At 47.7% G+C, this 15,222-nt stretch carries 8 protein-coding genes; 4 read left to right on the top strand and 4 right to left on the bottom strand.

Annotation, left to right across the window (positions count from 1 at the left end):
• Positions 1-2 precede the first annotated feature (2 nt).
• Together J8N69_RS15115 and J8N69_RS15110 are read left to right on the top strand one after the other, a co-directional pair.
• Positions 3-2,189, top strand: coding sequence for an OsmC domain/YcaO domain-containing protein (locus J8N69_RS15115; protein ID WP_168826564.1), 2,187 nt, complete (start codon positions 3-5; stop codon positions 2,187-2,189).
• Positions 2,190-2,213: 24 nt separating this feature from the next.
• On the top strand, positions 2,214-3,398 hold the full coding sequence (locus tag J8N69_RS15110) for a murein transglycosylase domain-containing protein (RefSeq protein WP_168826565.1): 1,185 nt from the start codon (positions 2,214-2,216) through the stop codon (positions 3,396-3,398).
• Between the two features lie 7 nt (positions 3,399-3,405).
• Here the strand turns inward: J8N69_RS15110 and J8N69_RS15105 are convergent, their stop codons facing one another.
• Genes J8N69_RS15105 through J8N69_RS15090 form a run of 4 tightly spaced genes read right to left on the bottom strand, consistent with a single transcriptional unit; the run spans position 3,406 to position 10,510 of the window.
• Positions 3,406-6,150 (bottom strand): hsp70 family protein, encoded by a 2,745-nt coding sequence (locus J8N69_RS15105; RefSeq protein WP_168826566.1) that lies wholly within the window; start codon positions 6,148-6,150, stop codon positions 3,406-3,408.
• A gap of 3 nt (positions 6,151-6,153) precedes the next feature.
• Positions 6,154-7,944, bottom strand: a complete 1,791-nt coding sequence (locus J8N69_RS15100) for an Hsp70 family protein (RefSeq protein WP_168826567.1) — start codon at positions 7,942-7,944, stop codon at positions 6,154-6,156.
• 4 nt (positions 7,945-7,948) lie between these two features.
• The gene (locus tag J8N69_RS15095) at positions 7,949-8,557 is read right to left on the bottom strand and encodes a DUF2760 domain-containing protein (RefSeq protein ID WP_168826568.1); all 609 of its coding nucleotides are present in this window, start codon (positions 8,555-8,557) and stop codon (positions 7,949-7,951) included.
• Positions 8,558-8,578: 21 nt separating this feature from the next.
• Entirely contained in the window at positions 8,579-10,510 is a 1,932-nt protein-coding gene (locus J8N69_RS15090; RefSeq protein WP_168826570.1) for an ATP-binding cassette domain-containing protein, read from the bottom strand.
• A gap of 250 nt (positions 10,511-10,760) precedes the next feature.
• Between J8N69_RS15090 and J8N69_RS15085 the strand changes: the two genes are divergently transcribed.
• A complete protein-coding gene (locus tag J8N69_RS15085; protein WP_168826572.1) occupies positions 10,761-11,855 on the top strand; it encodes an efflux RND transporter periplasmic adaptor subunit in 1,095 nt (364 codons plus the stop codon).
• Between the two features lie 15 nt (positions 11,856-11,870).
• Positions 11,871-15,068, top strand: coding sequence for an efflux RND transporter permease subunit (locus tag J8N69_RS15080; RefSeq protein ID WP_227803913.1), 3,198 nt, complete (start codon positions 11,871-11,873; stop codon positions 15,066-15,068).
• Positions 15,069-15,222: the final 154 nt, after the last annotated feature.

Genomic DNA, 15,222 nt, shown 5'->3' with positions numbered 1-15,222 from the left:
TAATGGAAATCAAAGTTAACTTTCTCGACAATCTGAGACTTGAAGCCAAGTTTGATGATTTTACCGTCACCGCCGATCAACCAATCCGCTACAAGGGTGATGGCTCAGCCCCAAGTCCCTTTGATTATTTCCTTGCCTCGTCCGCATTGTGTGCCGCCTATTTCGTCAAGGTATATTGCAAAGCACGTGACATCTCGACCGACAACATCCGCTTGTCACAGAACAATATTGTCGACCCAGAAGATCGCTACAACCAGATTTTCCAAATTCAAGTAGAATTACCAGACGATATTTCCGACAAAGACCGCCAAGGCATTTTGCGCTCGATTGATCGTTGTACGGTTAAAAAAGTGGTGCAGACTGGGCCAGAATTTAAAATTGACAGTGTTGATAATCTAGACGCTGACGCCAATGCCATGCTGATGGGCCAGCCAGACGCTTCATCGAATACGGTGATTCTTGGCAAAGACTTACCGCTTGAGCAAACCATCGCCAATATGACGGCCATGCTAGCCGATCTCGGTATGAAAATAGAAATCTCGTCATGGCGTAATATCGTGCCGAATGTGTGGTCTCTGCACATCCGTGATGCCGCCTCGCCCATGTGTTTTACCAACGGCAAAGGCGCCTCTAAAGAGAGCGCTCTGTGTTCTGCCCTTGGTGAATTTATCGAGCGTTTAAACAACAATTTTTTCTATAACGACCAATTCTTTGGTACTGACATCGCCAACAGCGAATTTGTCCATTACCCTAATGAAAAGTGGTTTGCACTCAGCAAAGACGACGCCCTGCCAGAAGGCATCTTGGATGATTACTGTCTAGACATTTATAACCCAGACGACGAGCTGCGCGGCTCACACCTGATTGACACCAACTCAGGCAATAAAAAACGCGGTATTTGCGCCATTCCCTACACCCGTCGATCCGATGGCGAAACCGTCTACTTCCCGTCGAACCTGATCGAAAACTTGTTTTTAAGCAACGGCATGAGCGCGGGCAACAACCAACAAGAAGCACAAGTACAGTGCTTGTCGGAAATTTTAGAACGTGCCGTTAAGCGTCAAATCATCGAAGACGAAATAGTCCTACCCGATGTGCCCATGGTCGTATTGGAAAAATACCCCAGCATACTCGCGGGCATTAACGCCTTGGAAGAGCAAGGCTTTCCCATTGTGGTAAAAGACGCCTCGCTCGGCGGTCAATTCCCGGTGATGAACGTCACCCTAATGAACCCAAAAACCGGCGGTGTGTTTGCTTCTTTTGGTGCCCATCCAAGTTTTGAAGTGGCGTTAGAGCGCAGCTTAACCGAGCTCATGCAAGGCCGTAGCTTTGAAGGGCTAAACGATGTACCAAAACCGACCTTTAACAGCATGGCAGTGACCGAACCCGAAAACGCCGTTGAGCATTTTATTGACTCAACCGGGGTAATTTCTTGGCGCTTCTTTAGCAGCAAGCACGACTACGACTTCTGCGAATGGGATTTTTCTGGCAGCAACGAAGCAGAGGCCAACGCCTTATTTGGCATTTTAGAAGACCTAGGCAAAGAAGTGTATGTGGCCGAACTTAGCGACCTAGGCGCGTCAGCCTGTCGTATTTTGGTGCCCGATTATTCTGAGGTCTATCCAGTGGAAGACCTAGTCTGGGACAACACCAACAAGGCGCTGGATTATCGCGAAGACATCTTAAACTTGCACTCATTGAGTGATAAACAACTTGCTAAACTGGTCAGCCGCCTTGAAGACAGCCAACTGGATAACTACACCGACATCCCCACGTTAATCGGCATTGTGTTTGATGAAAATACCGTATGGGGTCAGCTGACCATCATGGAACTTAAAATCCTGATTTATTTAGCCCTGGGTGAACACGAAGAAGCCTTAGAACTCGTCGGCGAATACCTTCAGTTTAACGACAACAGCGTAAAGCGTGGTCTCTTCTACCAAGCCATGAGTGCGGTGCTAGAAGTCACGCTAGACGAGGAGTTAGCGTTAGACGACTTTGTCCATCACTTTAGCCGCATGTTCGGTAAAGAAGTGATGGAAAACGTTATTGGTTCCGTGACTGGCGAAGTGCGTTTTTATGGCCTAACGAAAACCAGCATGCAGCTTGAAGGCATCGAACCGCATTTACGCTTGATTGAAAGCTACAAAAAACTTCATCAAGCTCGTCAAGCCAACACCGCTAACTGATTGAATCTATTGGAACGCCACTTAATGTTAAAGACTATTGTTCGCCAATCCGCCTTTGTACCAATTGGCCTTATATTACTCACATTAAGTGGCTGCGAATCCTTGTCGTTATCCTTCGACTCTGCAGATTCGGTGAAGCAACTATCAAAACAAATAAAAGCAGCCGACGATATTGACGATGTAAAAGCCATCGCCAAACAGGCCAAAGTCACCAGAGACTTAGTCAATGCCGACATTAAAGCCATTCAAGCCCTGTATGCAGAACTTGACCAAAAAGTGAATAAAAAATGGGGCAAAAGCAACAGCGAACTGCCCGATAAGAAAAAGTACGTCAAATACACCAACGACTACCAAGCAAGAACCATTGTCGACTTTGAAAAAGGCACAGTGCGTGTCGAAACCCTAACCACCAACTCGCCGCTGGACACCTTGAAAAAGGCCGTGGCGACCACGCTACTCACGACCGCAGACCCCACCAAAACCGATATTTTCTCCAGTGACGCACCAGATACAGAAGGCGTGCCTTTCTTGTATCCGCAAGTCATGGATCACGATGGAAAACTCGTGCAATATCGCTGGCGAGCCGAGCGTTACTCAAATTACCTTGTCAGCAATCAGCTGAAAAAATCCAGCTCGAATGGCAAAACCGTTTACGCGGTGGAATTCAACCTTGTTGCACAGCACGAGCACCTGCGCCAAGAAAAATACAGCCAATATGTCATCGCCGCCGCGAAGCGCTATAACTTATCGCCAGCCCTCATTTACGGCATTATTGAAACAGAAAGCTCTTTTAACCCTTACGCCGTCAGCCCAGCGAACGCTTATGGCTTAATGCAAGTTGTCCCTGCCACCGCAGGTAGAGACGTCTATAACTTGGTGAAGAAGCAGTCAGGCGAACCGACCAAAGAAATCCTTTTTTCGCCTGAACGCAATATCGATATTGGCAGTGCTTATTTATATATTTTACAGAATCGCTACCTGGTCAAAGTCACCGATAAACTCAGCCAAGAATACTCCATGATCTCTGCTTACAACGGCGGCACCGGCAACGTATTAAAAACATTCGACAGCGATCGAACACGAGCGATGAACAAAATAAACCAAACCTCCACCAGCAATGTGTATAAAAAACTCCGCTACGACCACCCCAAAATGGAGTCACGAAACTACCTAGAAAAAGTCACCAAGGCGAAAAAGAGCTATGAGTAATATTTTATTATGACAACCGTAACCCAATCGGTAAACTCTCGCCCACCAAGGCATTGAGCTCGTCGCTGTTGATCTCAATCTGGCTTTCTAAACGCTCAAGCCATTGCGCTGGGCATTTGTCTTTTTTGAGTTTATTCGCTATTTTTTTGCGCAAGGCGCTAAGTTTATCGGCTTCGCCGACGCTGACTTGGCTCATCAACACCGCGGCTAAGCCTGCCTGTTTACGTTTTTTCCAATCTTCTTTTAAAACCATCTCTAAAATCGGCAACAATGCGTCTTCTGAAATTCTTTGCTCTTGTTTACCCGACAAGAGATGACGAGAGGCAATTCGCCCTATTGTCCACCAAGCCGTGTCTGGTTCAGAGGTCTTTTGCAGGCGCTTTAACAACCAATCAATGGTGGTAACTTTATTTTCGTTCGACACGTTTTCCAACGCCCCGACTAAACGAATTAAATCGTCACTGGACTTGGTTGTCAGGGCTTTCATCTTATCGCGCGACCTTTGCCCGGTTGGCGAATAGTATTGGCTAAACTGCTTGAACAAATGCGTTTGTTGATCCACTGATAAACCGCCAGCAATGCGGCGATACAGGGTCCAATATTGCCCCCAAACCGGTGCCGTATCGAACTGAGTACCGGCTTTGGTTGCGTTAATCACTTGCTGAACACGGGCCAAATCATCGGCGGCGCCAAAGCCCGGACGCAAACAATAGCCCATCAGTTGCAACCATTGGCGCTCATGCTGGGCGCTTTTGCTTCGACCGGATTTTACACTTAACAGTTTATCCACCAAGCGACGCGATGTGGCAAGGTTCCAATCGTCTCGATTGCCTAATAATTGATCCAAATCTTGTTTAAGAGACTTGACCAAATCCGGGCTTTGCTTCTGCCCTGCGCTGGAAAAACACCGAGTTAAATGCTCTTCCGCTTGTCCCATATTGGCATGCAGTAAACCTACGCCATCCTTATTTTTCTCAGCGCCCATCATTTCAGAATTTGGCTGGGTAGAGAAATCCAAACGCCATTGATCCCGCTGATTATGGGCGTTTAACAATACTTGCAACACGCCGACTTCGGTCATTTGCACCGACAAGGTCACTGCGGTTTCTGGCGAATCGATGGCGCCGTCCAACTCTGTCATCAAGGTAGAAATGTAATGCAAACCCTCCGCGCCACGCATTTTACCCGCCACACCATCAATATGGTCGTCAGAGCGATATAAGGGAAACTGCACTTGCTGACCTAAAGTGACAAAAAATTCTTGCTCTAAGCGAACGACTTCGCCTTTTAAGGTGTCCTTTGGCAAGATGCCGACAAATTGATCCTCGCCAACTTTTAAATACAAGCTGTGTGCCACGCCACTTTCAATGCGCGTACTGTCGCCAGCTAAGGCGTTTAAATACATCACGGCGCCTTTGGCAACCGCATCATTAGGTTCGTCTGCAGAGCAAGCAAGAATCGGCTCAGAAGACCAAGCATTGAGCTGCTCTAATAAACGCGCTTTTAAAACAGGACTGTTAAACAAGCCGCCATTAAACAACACCGCATCTGGCATAGCCGTGCCGGTTGCCGCTTCAATGACAGCTTTATGTTGCTGTAAAAACGCCGCCAAATGGCGCGTAAAAGCAGGGTCGGATTCATAAGGCAAACCCAAGGTGTGCATGGCGTAATCACTTTTTTGCACCTTGTCATCGCGATTAACCAGAGGGAAAAAACCACTGCGAATTTGCTCTAATAAGGTTTCTCTGGAGACATCAAACTTTTGCGAGCCGCCAATGAGGCGACTGCCGCCGCCCAGCACGGTAATGCTCAAGGATTCTGCTGCGTTTTCAGCCAACAAGGTTTCTTTGGCTTGACGGGTTTGTTGAACCAAAGCCGCTAAGCGTGTGGCCGATAACGCCGAAATTTGTTTAGGATCCAACTGGAACGCCAAGGCTTGATCCAGGTTATCGCCGCCTAACAATAAGTGCTCGCCGACGGCGACACGTTTAAGAGACAGGCTTGTCGTTTTTGCAGATGCTGGGTGAATAGCCACCAAACTAAAATCACTGGTGCCGCCGCCAATATCGACCACTAAGAGCATTTTTTTATCGGCTAACGCGGCGAGCTTTTCATCATCACTAATATAGTGGTAACAAGCCGCTTGCGGCTCTTCCAACAGATATAAATCCTCTAAACCAGCCAGTTTGGCCGCCTCCAAGGTTAGCGCTCGCGCTTCCTCATCAAAAGAAGCAGGTAAGGTCAACGCAATGGCTTGAGACTCTAACGGCGCATCTGGAAAACGATGATTCCAGTTCTGCTTGATGTGTAATAAAAGGACCTTACTCGCCTCAAGCGGGCTGAGTTTCTTAGAAAACTCGCTCGCCCAAGGCAGGATCGCCGCACGACGATCTACTTGACGATGACTCAACCAACTTTTCGCGCTTTGCACTAATTGCCCCGCTCGGCGTTGACCCAGAGCCAAAGCCCCCACGCCAACCACGCGCTCTTTGTCATGATGACGCCAAGGCAAAACCGGATCAATTTTACCGATTTCATCCGCCGCTAAGACATAAATCGCACTCGGCAAATAGGTAAACTCTTGCACCGAGCCATCAGCCATCACCTGAGAAATGGGTAACAGTGTAGGCACATTCGAGGTTGAACTGTCTCTTGATGAGCCCTTTGGTAACGAGAAATAAGAGACAACACAATTGGTCGTCCCTAAATCGATCCCAACCCGATAAGCGGAACGAAAAGTGGCTTGCACCATGTTTTAAGACTCCCTGACTTGAAACTCAATGGTCCAACTTAGCTCAGATTGAGTATCGTGCGCTTGCAATAGCAATAATCCCAATTCGGTAACACGAGCCGTTAAATACACTCGCACCATGTCGCCAGCCTGATAATGACCTGCGTCTAAACGCACCGACAAAGGATTCAATTCGTTAAGCTGAGCAATCGAAAAAGACGCAATTACTTTGCCGACAGAGTGCGCTTCGCTGTTTTTGGATTGAAAAAAACGAAAAGTGACACTTTCCCCTACCAGCAGCGAAAACTCGTTCGGCAGCATCTGCTCTTCTGAACCTTCTTCCAATCCAAATGGCGCAACACAAATAGCGTCCACGGGCGGCGCCATGCCAGGAATGGCTGGCATTGGACTGGCAACGCCGATGTAATAGTTGGCGGCCAAACCACTTTTAACTTTGACGCCGCCTTCCGCTTGTACTTGAGCATAATACGTCGCGCCTTTGGCAACCGCATGATCTAAATGGGACGGCGTCAACATGGTTAACTCTCTGCCGCTTAACGACTCAGACAGCATTGCGGCCAGCCGCGCTTCTAGTATGCTGCGAATCACACTGGCGTTAAACACGCCACCGTTTAGCAAAACCTTGCTTGGCGTCACCTTGTGCTGAGACAAAAATTCACTAATATGACGCGTAATCGCTGGATCACCTTCGTAATCCAAATTAATCGCACTAAAGCCACTGCGTGCATTTTTCTGAGCTTGCTCACCTAACGCCACTTGTGGAAAGAAGCCATCAATCAAAAGCTGTTGAACGTCGTTTTGCGTTAACGCCGCCTTAATGCTGTTGTTAAACAAACTACGACCGCGACTGGGAACGACAACACTTACTTCCTCTAAATCTGCGTTCGATAACAAACGCTCTTTTGCGTCACGACAAGCTTGGGTTAAACCGCTAATTTGCCAAGGCTCAAGGTTGGTACCGTTTTGCGCCAATTGAGCCGCTAAATGATAGGTCAACGTCAAATCCATATTGTCGCCGCCAAGTAAGATATGACGCCCTACTGCCACGCGTTCTAGGCCAAGAGCGCCCTCTTGCTCAACCGCTTGGATTAATGACAAATCCGTCGTACCACCGCCCACATCAACAACCAAAATATGGTCGTTAACGGCTAGACTGTCGGTCCAGTTTTGTTGATCACTTAACCAAGCGTAGAACGCCGCTAATGGCTCTTCGATCAAACGCGCACGCAGACCGACTTTTTCTGCCGCTTGCTCGGTAATCGCACGAGCCGCAGGGTCAAAAGACGCTGGCACCGTGATGACAACCGTTTGTTCAGCAATCGGCGCCTGCGGAAATTGATTGGCCCACGCATTGACTAAATAGGCCAACAAGGTTTCCGTTACCTGTGCTGGAGAGACTTTTTCCACCTCTTCCAGTACGTCTACTGGCAAAACCGCTTCATCAGCACTGACGCGAGCATGACACAACCAGCTCTTGGCACTTTGCACCAATCGACCTGAGGATTTCGCGCCCAATTCACGCGCCAACTGGCCTACAATGGAAGAGGCTTTACCCCAAGGCAACAGCAAGTCGCTTTCTAAAAATTCGGTTTTATGAGGAAAGTAGACAAACGAAGGCAACAAAGGACGAGCATCCACTTGACCGGCGGCGATAAACTGCGGAATCGCCAATTGCTGAAGACGCCCAAACTGATCCGCGTCAGATTTCGCCTCAGATTTCGCCTGACTGGACAGCGAATAATAGACAGCCGAATGGGTGGTACCTAGGTCGATACCAATAAAATATTGACTCATGGGTTTATACCTCGACTTCAGCTGGCGCTAAAATATGTAGGCTTTCCGTATTAGTAACTTTTGGCAAGCGCGTTTCGGTCACTTTCCAACCGGGATGAATAAGCGTGCCAGCGTATGGACCATCGCCTTTTACACGGCCTTCCAGCTTGATCTGCTTTGCATCGTAGCCAGATGGCACTTCCACACGGCTATTTTCCGCTGCGGTGTTCACTACGTCGAGAGACACCACATCAATAGTAAAATGTTGCTGCAATACTTTCGCGCAACCCGCGTGAATTTGGCGAGAGGCAGCACCCACATCCGCATCACTGTAATCATCAATGCTTTCTTGGATAAAGTCGATAAAACGCGCTTCCTGTTGCAGCAGTTGCAATAATTGATGTGCGCCGTCAGCGTTAACCGTGTCCAAAACAGGCGCAGCGACTTCGATTTCACGAATCACTTCCACCTCTTCTGTAATGATTTTTGGTTCCACTTCAAAAGCGAATTGCTCGCCTTGGGCTGCAGCTTGACAGCGAGCAGCGTAATCGCCGCTCGCCATGTATTTAAAAAACTGCCCAAACGCGCCAAACAAGCGCGGTACAAATGAAACTGGTGTTATTTTGTTTGTCATACTTTACCCGTTTTGCACAGTTTATCCGTTTTGCATCGTTTCAAGCTCTAACCAACGCTCCATGGTGGTTTCAAGCTCTTCTTCTTTGTGCGCTAGCTTTGCCAAGGTTTTTTGCACCTTATCGGCATCACCGGTATAAAAATCTGGCGCGCTTGTCGTCACATGCAAAGCAGCGATTTCGGACTCTAACTTAGCAAGAGTCGTTGGCATATCGTCAAATTCGCGCTGGATTTTATAACTTAGCTTGGCTTTCGGCTTAGCTTGCACAGAAGATTTCTGCTTTGCCTCTTCGGCTTTTTTGGCGTCGGCTTTGGCTTTTTCCTTTTTGCTTGGCGCATCGTCGGTTTGCGAGGTAGATTCCGTTGGGAATTTGCCACCTTGACGAATCCAATCTTGGTAACCACCCACGTATTCTTTTACGCGGCCTTCGCCTTCAAAAGCAATCACACTGGTGACCACGTTATCAAGGAAAGCACGGTCATGGCTGACCAATAACAAGGTGCCGTCGTAGTTCATTAGTAGCTCTTCGAGCAGCTCTAATGTTTCTACATCCAAATCGTTGGTTGGCTCATCCATGATTAACAGGTTGGCCGGACGAGTAAACAATTTCGCCAACAAGACACGGTTACGTTCACCACCAGACAAGGCTTTTACCGGTGTACGAGCACGCTCAGGTGGAAAAAGGAAATCACCCAAATAACCAATCACGTGTTTATTTTGACCGTTGATTTCAATAACGTCTTTGCCTTCGCCAACGTTTTCGGCCACGGTTTGTTCTGGGTCAAGCTGCTCACGCAACTGATCAAAATACGCCACATTAAGCTTAGTACCTTGACGAACGATGCCTGATGTTGGTTCAAGGTCGCCTAATAGGATTTTCAAGAAGGTACTCTTACCACAACCGTTTGGACCAATCAGACCGATACGATCTCCGCGATTGACCACAAAATCCATGGGTTGAAGAATGACTTTGTCTTCAAAAGAATGCCCCACTTGGGTGAACTCTGCCACCAGCTTGCCAGACTTGTCTTTGGTCTCAATCGCCATTTTGGCATTGCCTTGACGATTAATACGCTCAGAGCGTTCTTCACGTAACGCTTTTAAGGCACGAACTCGGCCCTCGTTACGGGTACGGCGCGCTTTAATCCCTTGACGAATCCAGACTTCTTCTTCCGCCAAACGCTTATCGAATAAGGCATTGGCACGCTCTTCTTCTTCGAGCATTTTTTCTTTAAAGGCAAGAAAAGCGGTAATATTGCCGCTAAAAGAAATCAAATTGCCGCGATCCAGCTCAATAATGCGATTGGCGAGTTTTTCGAGGAAGCGACGGTCATGGGTAATAAACAAGATCAAACCACGGAATTGTTGAAGCTGTTGCTCCATCCATTCAATGGTCGGCACGTCCAAATGGTTAGTCGGCTCGTCTAATAGCAAAACATCTGGGTTAGAGATCAACGCCTGCGCCAAAATAACGCGACGACGCCAACCACCAGACAATTCAGACATTAGCTTGTCGGCCGGTAAAGCCAAACGCTGAATCATGTGATTCACACGTTGCTCTAAATCCCAACCTTGAATTCGATCCAACTCCGTTTGAATATCACTTAATTCATTGGCGTGGTCATTTTCGAAATCTTCTAGCAACGTGAAGTAGCGCGTCATTAAAGAATGCGCTTGCCCCGCGCCTTCACTGACCACTTCACGAACGGTTTTTTCATTCGCATCGGGCAATTCTTGCGGTAGCTGTCCAATGGTCATACCACCTTCAAGACGAACCACGCCTTCATCGGCAACTTGCTCGCCCGAAATGACTTTTAATAGCGTAGATTTACCTGCACCATTACGACCGATAATAGCAACACGCTCTCCAGCTTCGGCTGAAAAACTGATTTTTGACAGCAGCGGATTATGCCCAAAAGCAACACTGATCTGTTCTAACGACAATAGACTCATATCTACCCATATAAAGTAAAAAAATTGTGGCGGTATAGTATCATCCTTCTAAGCGAAGGTTCAGCAAATACCCGAACTGAAATCAGAAAAAGAAAAACCAGCCTTTAAAAAGGTGCGCTTTTTTAGTGTCGATATTGATACTTTTTCGTCGTACTGCTTTGAGCGCTATTTTGGGGAATATACAAGACTCGACAGTCGCGGTATATTTCTCAAAAAACATAATAATAATCATTTTTTCAGGGAGATTTTAATGAATTTAAAAAGCAAAGTCGGGCCAATCACCGCGGTGGTGGTGGCAGCCTTGGCCATCAGCTGGATGGTCGTTGGAGGCAATGGCATCACAGTCAGTCCAACAAAGACAACAGCGCAAGAAAACACGGTTTCATCACCAACAGCAGAAAGCGCACTGGCCTATCCTGTTCAAGCCAAAACCCTAATCGCCCAATCCATTGAAATGCATTTGCCATTAAGCGGCAAAACCCTTGCCGACGAAACCTTAGCGCTGATTAACAGTTATCAGGGGCGCATTACTCAGCTGCCCATAGAAAAAGGTCAATTTGTTAAAAAAGGCCGTACCATTGCCCAAATAGACACTCGTACCTTGCAAGCGCAAATAGAGCAGGCGGACTTGTTGGTCAAGCAGAAACAGCTTGAACTCGATGGCATCCAAAAACTCAATCTGCAAAATTTATCCTCCAAAGTAAATCTAGCCCAAGCACAAACCGATCTTGCCTCGGCGCGAGCGACACAAAGCGCTTTATTAGTGGATTTAGAAAACGCCAACATTACCGCCCCTTTCTCTGGCATATTAAACAGCTTAGCGGTTCAAGAAGGACAAGTATTAGCCGTTGGTGCGACTTTAGGTACCTTGGTGTCAATCAACCCCATCAAAGTCAGCGTGAACATTCCACAAAATAAAATCCAACAGATCAAACTGGGCACTCAGGGTAATATTCGCCTTGAATCCGGCGATGAAGCAGAGGGTTTTGTGTCTTATATCAGCGCCACTGCAAACGAATCTAGCCGCACCATTACGGTTGAAATGCAAGTGGATAATCCCGGCAATAAAATTCCAGCAGGCTTAACGGCCGCCGTCGATTTCATTTTAGAGGAGCAAAAAGCTCATGCGTTTTCCGCCGCATTACTCACCCTAGATGATGCTGGCAGAACCGCCATTAAAACCATCGACCTAGACAACAGGGTTGTGATGACGCCCGTTGACATTGTCAAATCAGAGCGCGATCAGGTCTGGGTGCGCGGCCTTCCCAATAATGTCAACATTATTACCGTTGGACAGGGTTTTGTGTCTGTCGGCGATAAAGTTGACGCACATTATCAACACTAAGAAGGAGGCCAGAATATGCAAGCATTGATTGAAGCCGCCTTAGCTCGCTCTCGTACCGTCATGATGCTCTTTGTTCTCATACTTCTGCTGGGAACCGTGTCTTATATTGAAATCGCCAAAGAAAATGACCCAGACATTACCATTCCCATGGCGTATGTGTCGGTTAGCTTGGAAGGCATTTCGCCTGAAGACGCTGACAGTTTGTTGGTGCATCCGCTAGAAAAAGAACTGAAGGGATTAGAAGGACTTAAAGAACTTAAATCCACCGCATCAGAAGGTCATGCTTCTATTATGCTGGAGTTTTTGTCTGGGGTGGACATTGATCAAGCCATCAGCGACACCAAAGACAAGGTAGACAGAGCCAAAAGTGAATTGCCAGACGACGCCGACGAACCGACAGTCACGGAAATAAACCTATCTACTTTCCCTGTACTACGGGTCAATTTATCAGGTAACGTAGATTTTGCCACCTTAAGCCGTACCGCAAAAAATCTGCAAGATGCGATTGAAGCCGTTGACGGCGTTTTAGAAGCCAACATCAGTGGTGACAGAGAACAACAAGCACAGATTATTATCCGCCCAGAGCAACTTGAGTCTTACAACCTTTCTCTGGCCGATGTGGCGAATTTTGTCTCTGGCAATAACCGCTTGGTCGCCGCTGGCAACCTAGACACAGGCGCTGGTCGCTTCTCACTAAAAGTCCCCGGCTTACTGAAAACCAAAGAAGACATTATGAACTTGCCCATCAAAGCCGATGGCGATCAAGTCGTCTTATTGGGCGACATTGCCACGGGTGAATTAACCTTTGAAGACGCCACCAGTTATGCTCGTGTAGAAGGCAAGCGCAGCATTACGTTGGCAGTATCGAAACGTGTAGGCGCCAATATTATTAACACCATTGCGGCCGTCAAAACGGTTGTCGAAAGCGAGAGCCAACAATGGCCCAGCGGCGTTGAATACAATCTAACGGGCGATAAATCCACGGACATAGAAACCTCCCTTAATGACCTGTTTAACAATGTTTTAGCCGCCACCTTGCTGGTGATGATTGTCATCGTTTGGGCGCTTGGTATCCGCAGTGCGCTACTGGTTGGCCTGGCCATTCCGGGGGCGTTTTTAGCGGGCATTCTCATTCTTGATTTGCAAGGCTACACCATCAACATGGTGGTACTCTTCGCCTTAATTCTCAGTGTCGGCATGCTGGTGGACGGCGCGATTGTGGTCACTGAATACGCGGATCGTAAACTCGCCGAAGGCGCCTCTAAAAGACAAGCCTACAGCGAAGCCGCAAAACGCATGGCGTGGCCGATTACCGCTTCCACAGCCACCACTTTGGCGGTTTTCATGCCCTTGTTATTCTGGCCTGATATTGTTGGTGAATTTATGCGTTTTATGCCAATCACCATCATTGCGACACTCGCTTCTTCTCTCGTTATGGCCTTAATCATCATACCAACCATAGGTTCGATTATTGGCAAAAAAGGCGCCTACACGGAAAAAACTATGCACGCGCTACGGGTGACCGAAACGGGGGACCTAAGAGAGCTGACCGGGCTAACGGGTGCCTACGGCAGAATGCTGACTCGGTTAGTGGAATACCCTGTGTGGGTGTTGCTGTTTACCATTGCCTTGCTGATCAGCGTTTTTGTTAGCTATGGCCATTTTGGCAAAGGGGTGGAGTTCTTTCCTAATATTGAGCCGGAGTCGGCCAATTTGGACATACGCGCCAGAGGCGATTTATCGCTTGATGAAAAAGACGCGCTGGTCAGACAAGTTGAACTGCAAATCCTTGGCACGCCTGAATTAAAAAGCGTTGTCGCAACCTCTTACTCTACACCGGGTAACAATGCCGCGCCAGACAGCATAGGCGCCATCAGCATGGAGTTTATCGATTGGTATAAACGTGAATCCGCCAGTGTTATTTTGGATCGTATTAGGGAAAGAACTAAGCAGATTCCCGGCATCGAAGTCAGTGCTGAAAAAGAGCAAGGCGGCCCACAATCGGGTGCCGATATTCAACTGCAATTAAGCTCCAATTATAGTGAAGCACTCAATCTCGCCGCCGATGAGATCAGCAAGCAACTATTAACAAGAGAAGAAATCGTCACCGTCAGCGATGATAGGTCCTTGCCCGGTATTGAATGGCGCCTTGATATCAATCGTGCAGAGGCCAGTCGTTACGGCGTCGACGTCAATAGTCTGGGCAATGTGGTCAAGCTGGTCACCACAGGCATTACCTTGAGCGACTTTTTGCCAGCAGGGGCGGATGACAAAATAGACATCGTCTTGCGTTATCCCGTGAATCAACGCCGCTTGGAGCAACTTGACCAACTGCAAATTCCCACCAATCAAGGCAGCATCCCAGCGAGCAATTTTATTCAGCGCTATGCAGCCCCCAAACAAGGCGTGATCAATCGAACCGACGGCAAGAAAACCATCGCCATTGAGGCTGACGTAAAAGATGGTCTTGTTGTCGATGAAGTGATCAAGGCGATTAAAACCAAACTGGATGCGGCTGGCATAGACAAATCCGTCCGCTACGAATTTCGTGGCAACACCGAAGAGCAGCAAAAATCGATGAGCTTCCTGCTCAAGGCGTTTGGTGTTGCTTTCTTTATTATGGCGATCATCCTTGTCACCCAATTCAATAATTTTTTCCAGTGCTTGCTGATTTTAAGTGCGGTGATCTTTTCGACTATGGGCGTACTGATTGGACTCATGGCAAAAGGACAACCCTTTGGCGTGGTCATGAGTGGGGTTGGCGTTATTGCGTTGGCGGGCATTGTCGTCAATAACAACATCGTCTTAATCGACACTTTTAATGGCTTACGAAAACAAGGCTTAATGGTGCGCGAAGCCGCTATTCGTACTGGCGTCCAGCGTTTAAGACCCGTTATATTGACTACTATTACCACCATTCTCGGCTTGGTGCCTATGGTGTTTCAGCTAAACATTGATCTAGTGCATCAATCGTTCAGCATTGGCGCGCCTTCCGCTCAATGGTGGACACAGCTTTCCACAGCAATTGCTGGCGGCTTAACCTTTGCCACACCGCTCACCCTTATTTTAACGCCTTGTTTATTGGTATTGGGCGCGCGTCGCAAGGAAAAACAACAGCTAGAAGCGTTACAAACGGCAACCTTCCAGCATGAAGATGAGCACCATCAAAACGAAACTGAAAAAGCTGATCACACCAAACCCAATCACCTGTAGGTCGGCCTTGACGCGCTAAAGCCACGACCTACATAAAACCATGTAGGTCGCGCATTTATGCCGACAAAAAACTCACCACGACAAATTACGCCTTGTCGGGCTAAAGCCACGACCTACAAAAAAAACAATATAGATCAATCAATTGCAGGCTAAA

Origin of the sequence: Marinomonas profundi, from assembly GCF_020694005.1 — a bacterium.
Taxonomy (GTDB): Bacteria; Pseudomonadota; Gammaproteobacteria; order Pseudomonadales; family Marinomonadaceae; genus Marinomonas; species Marinomonas profundi.
The sequence above is the reverse complement of the archived record's forward strand: the minus strand, read 5'-3'. Positions and strand labels throughout refer to the sequence as shown.

Excerpts from the sequence above, each read along its gene's own strand:
- J8N69_RS15080 (WP_227803913.1), top strand. The coding sequence starts at position 11,871 with ATGCAAGCATTGATTGAAGCCGCCTTAGCTCGCTCTCGTACCGTCATG.
- J8N69_RS15085 (WP_168826572.1), top strand. The coding sequence starts at position 10,761 with ATGAATTTAAAAAGCAAAGTCGGGCCAATCACCGCGGTGGTGGTGGCA.
- J8N69_RS15095 (WP_168826568.1), bottom strand. The coding sequence starts at position 8,557 with ATGACAAACAAAATAACACCAGTTTCATTTGTACCGCGCTTGTTTGGC.
- J8N69_RS15110 (WP_168826565.1), top strand. The coding sequence starts at position 2,214 with ATGTTAAAGACTATTGTTCGCCAATCCGCCTTTGTACCAATTGGCCTT.
- J8N69_RS15115 (WP_168826564.1), top strand. The coding sequence starts at position 3 with ATGGAAATCAAAGTTAACTTTCTCGACAATCTGAGACTTGAAGCCAAG.
- J8N69_RS15090 (WP_168826570.1), bottom strand. The coding sequence starts at position 10,510 with ATGAGTCTATTGTCGTTAGAACAGATCAGTGTTGCTTTTGGGCATAAT.
- J8N69_RS15100 (WP_168826567.1), bottom strand. The coding sequence starts at position 7,944 with ATGAGTCAATATTTTATTGGTATCGACCTAGGTACCACCCATTCGGCT.
- J8N69_RS15105 (WP_168826566.1), bottom strand. The coding sequence starts at position 6,150 with ATGGTGCAAGCCACTTTTCGTTCCGCTTATCGGGTTGGGATCGATTTA.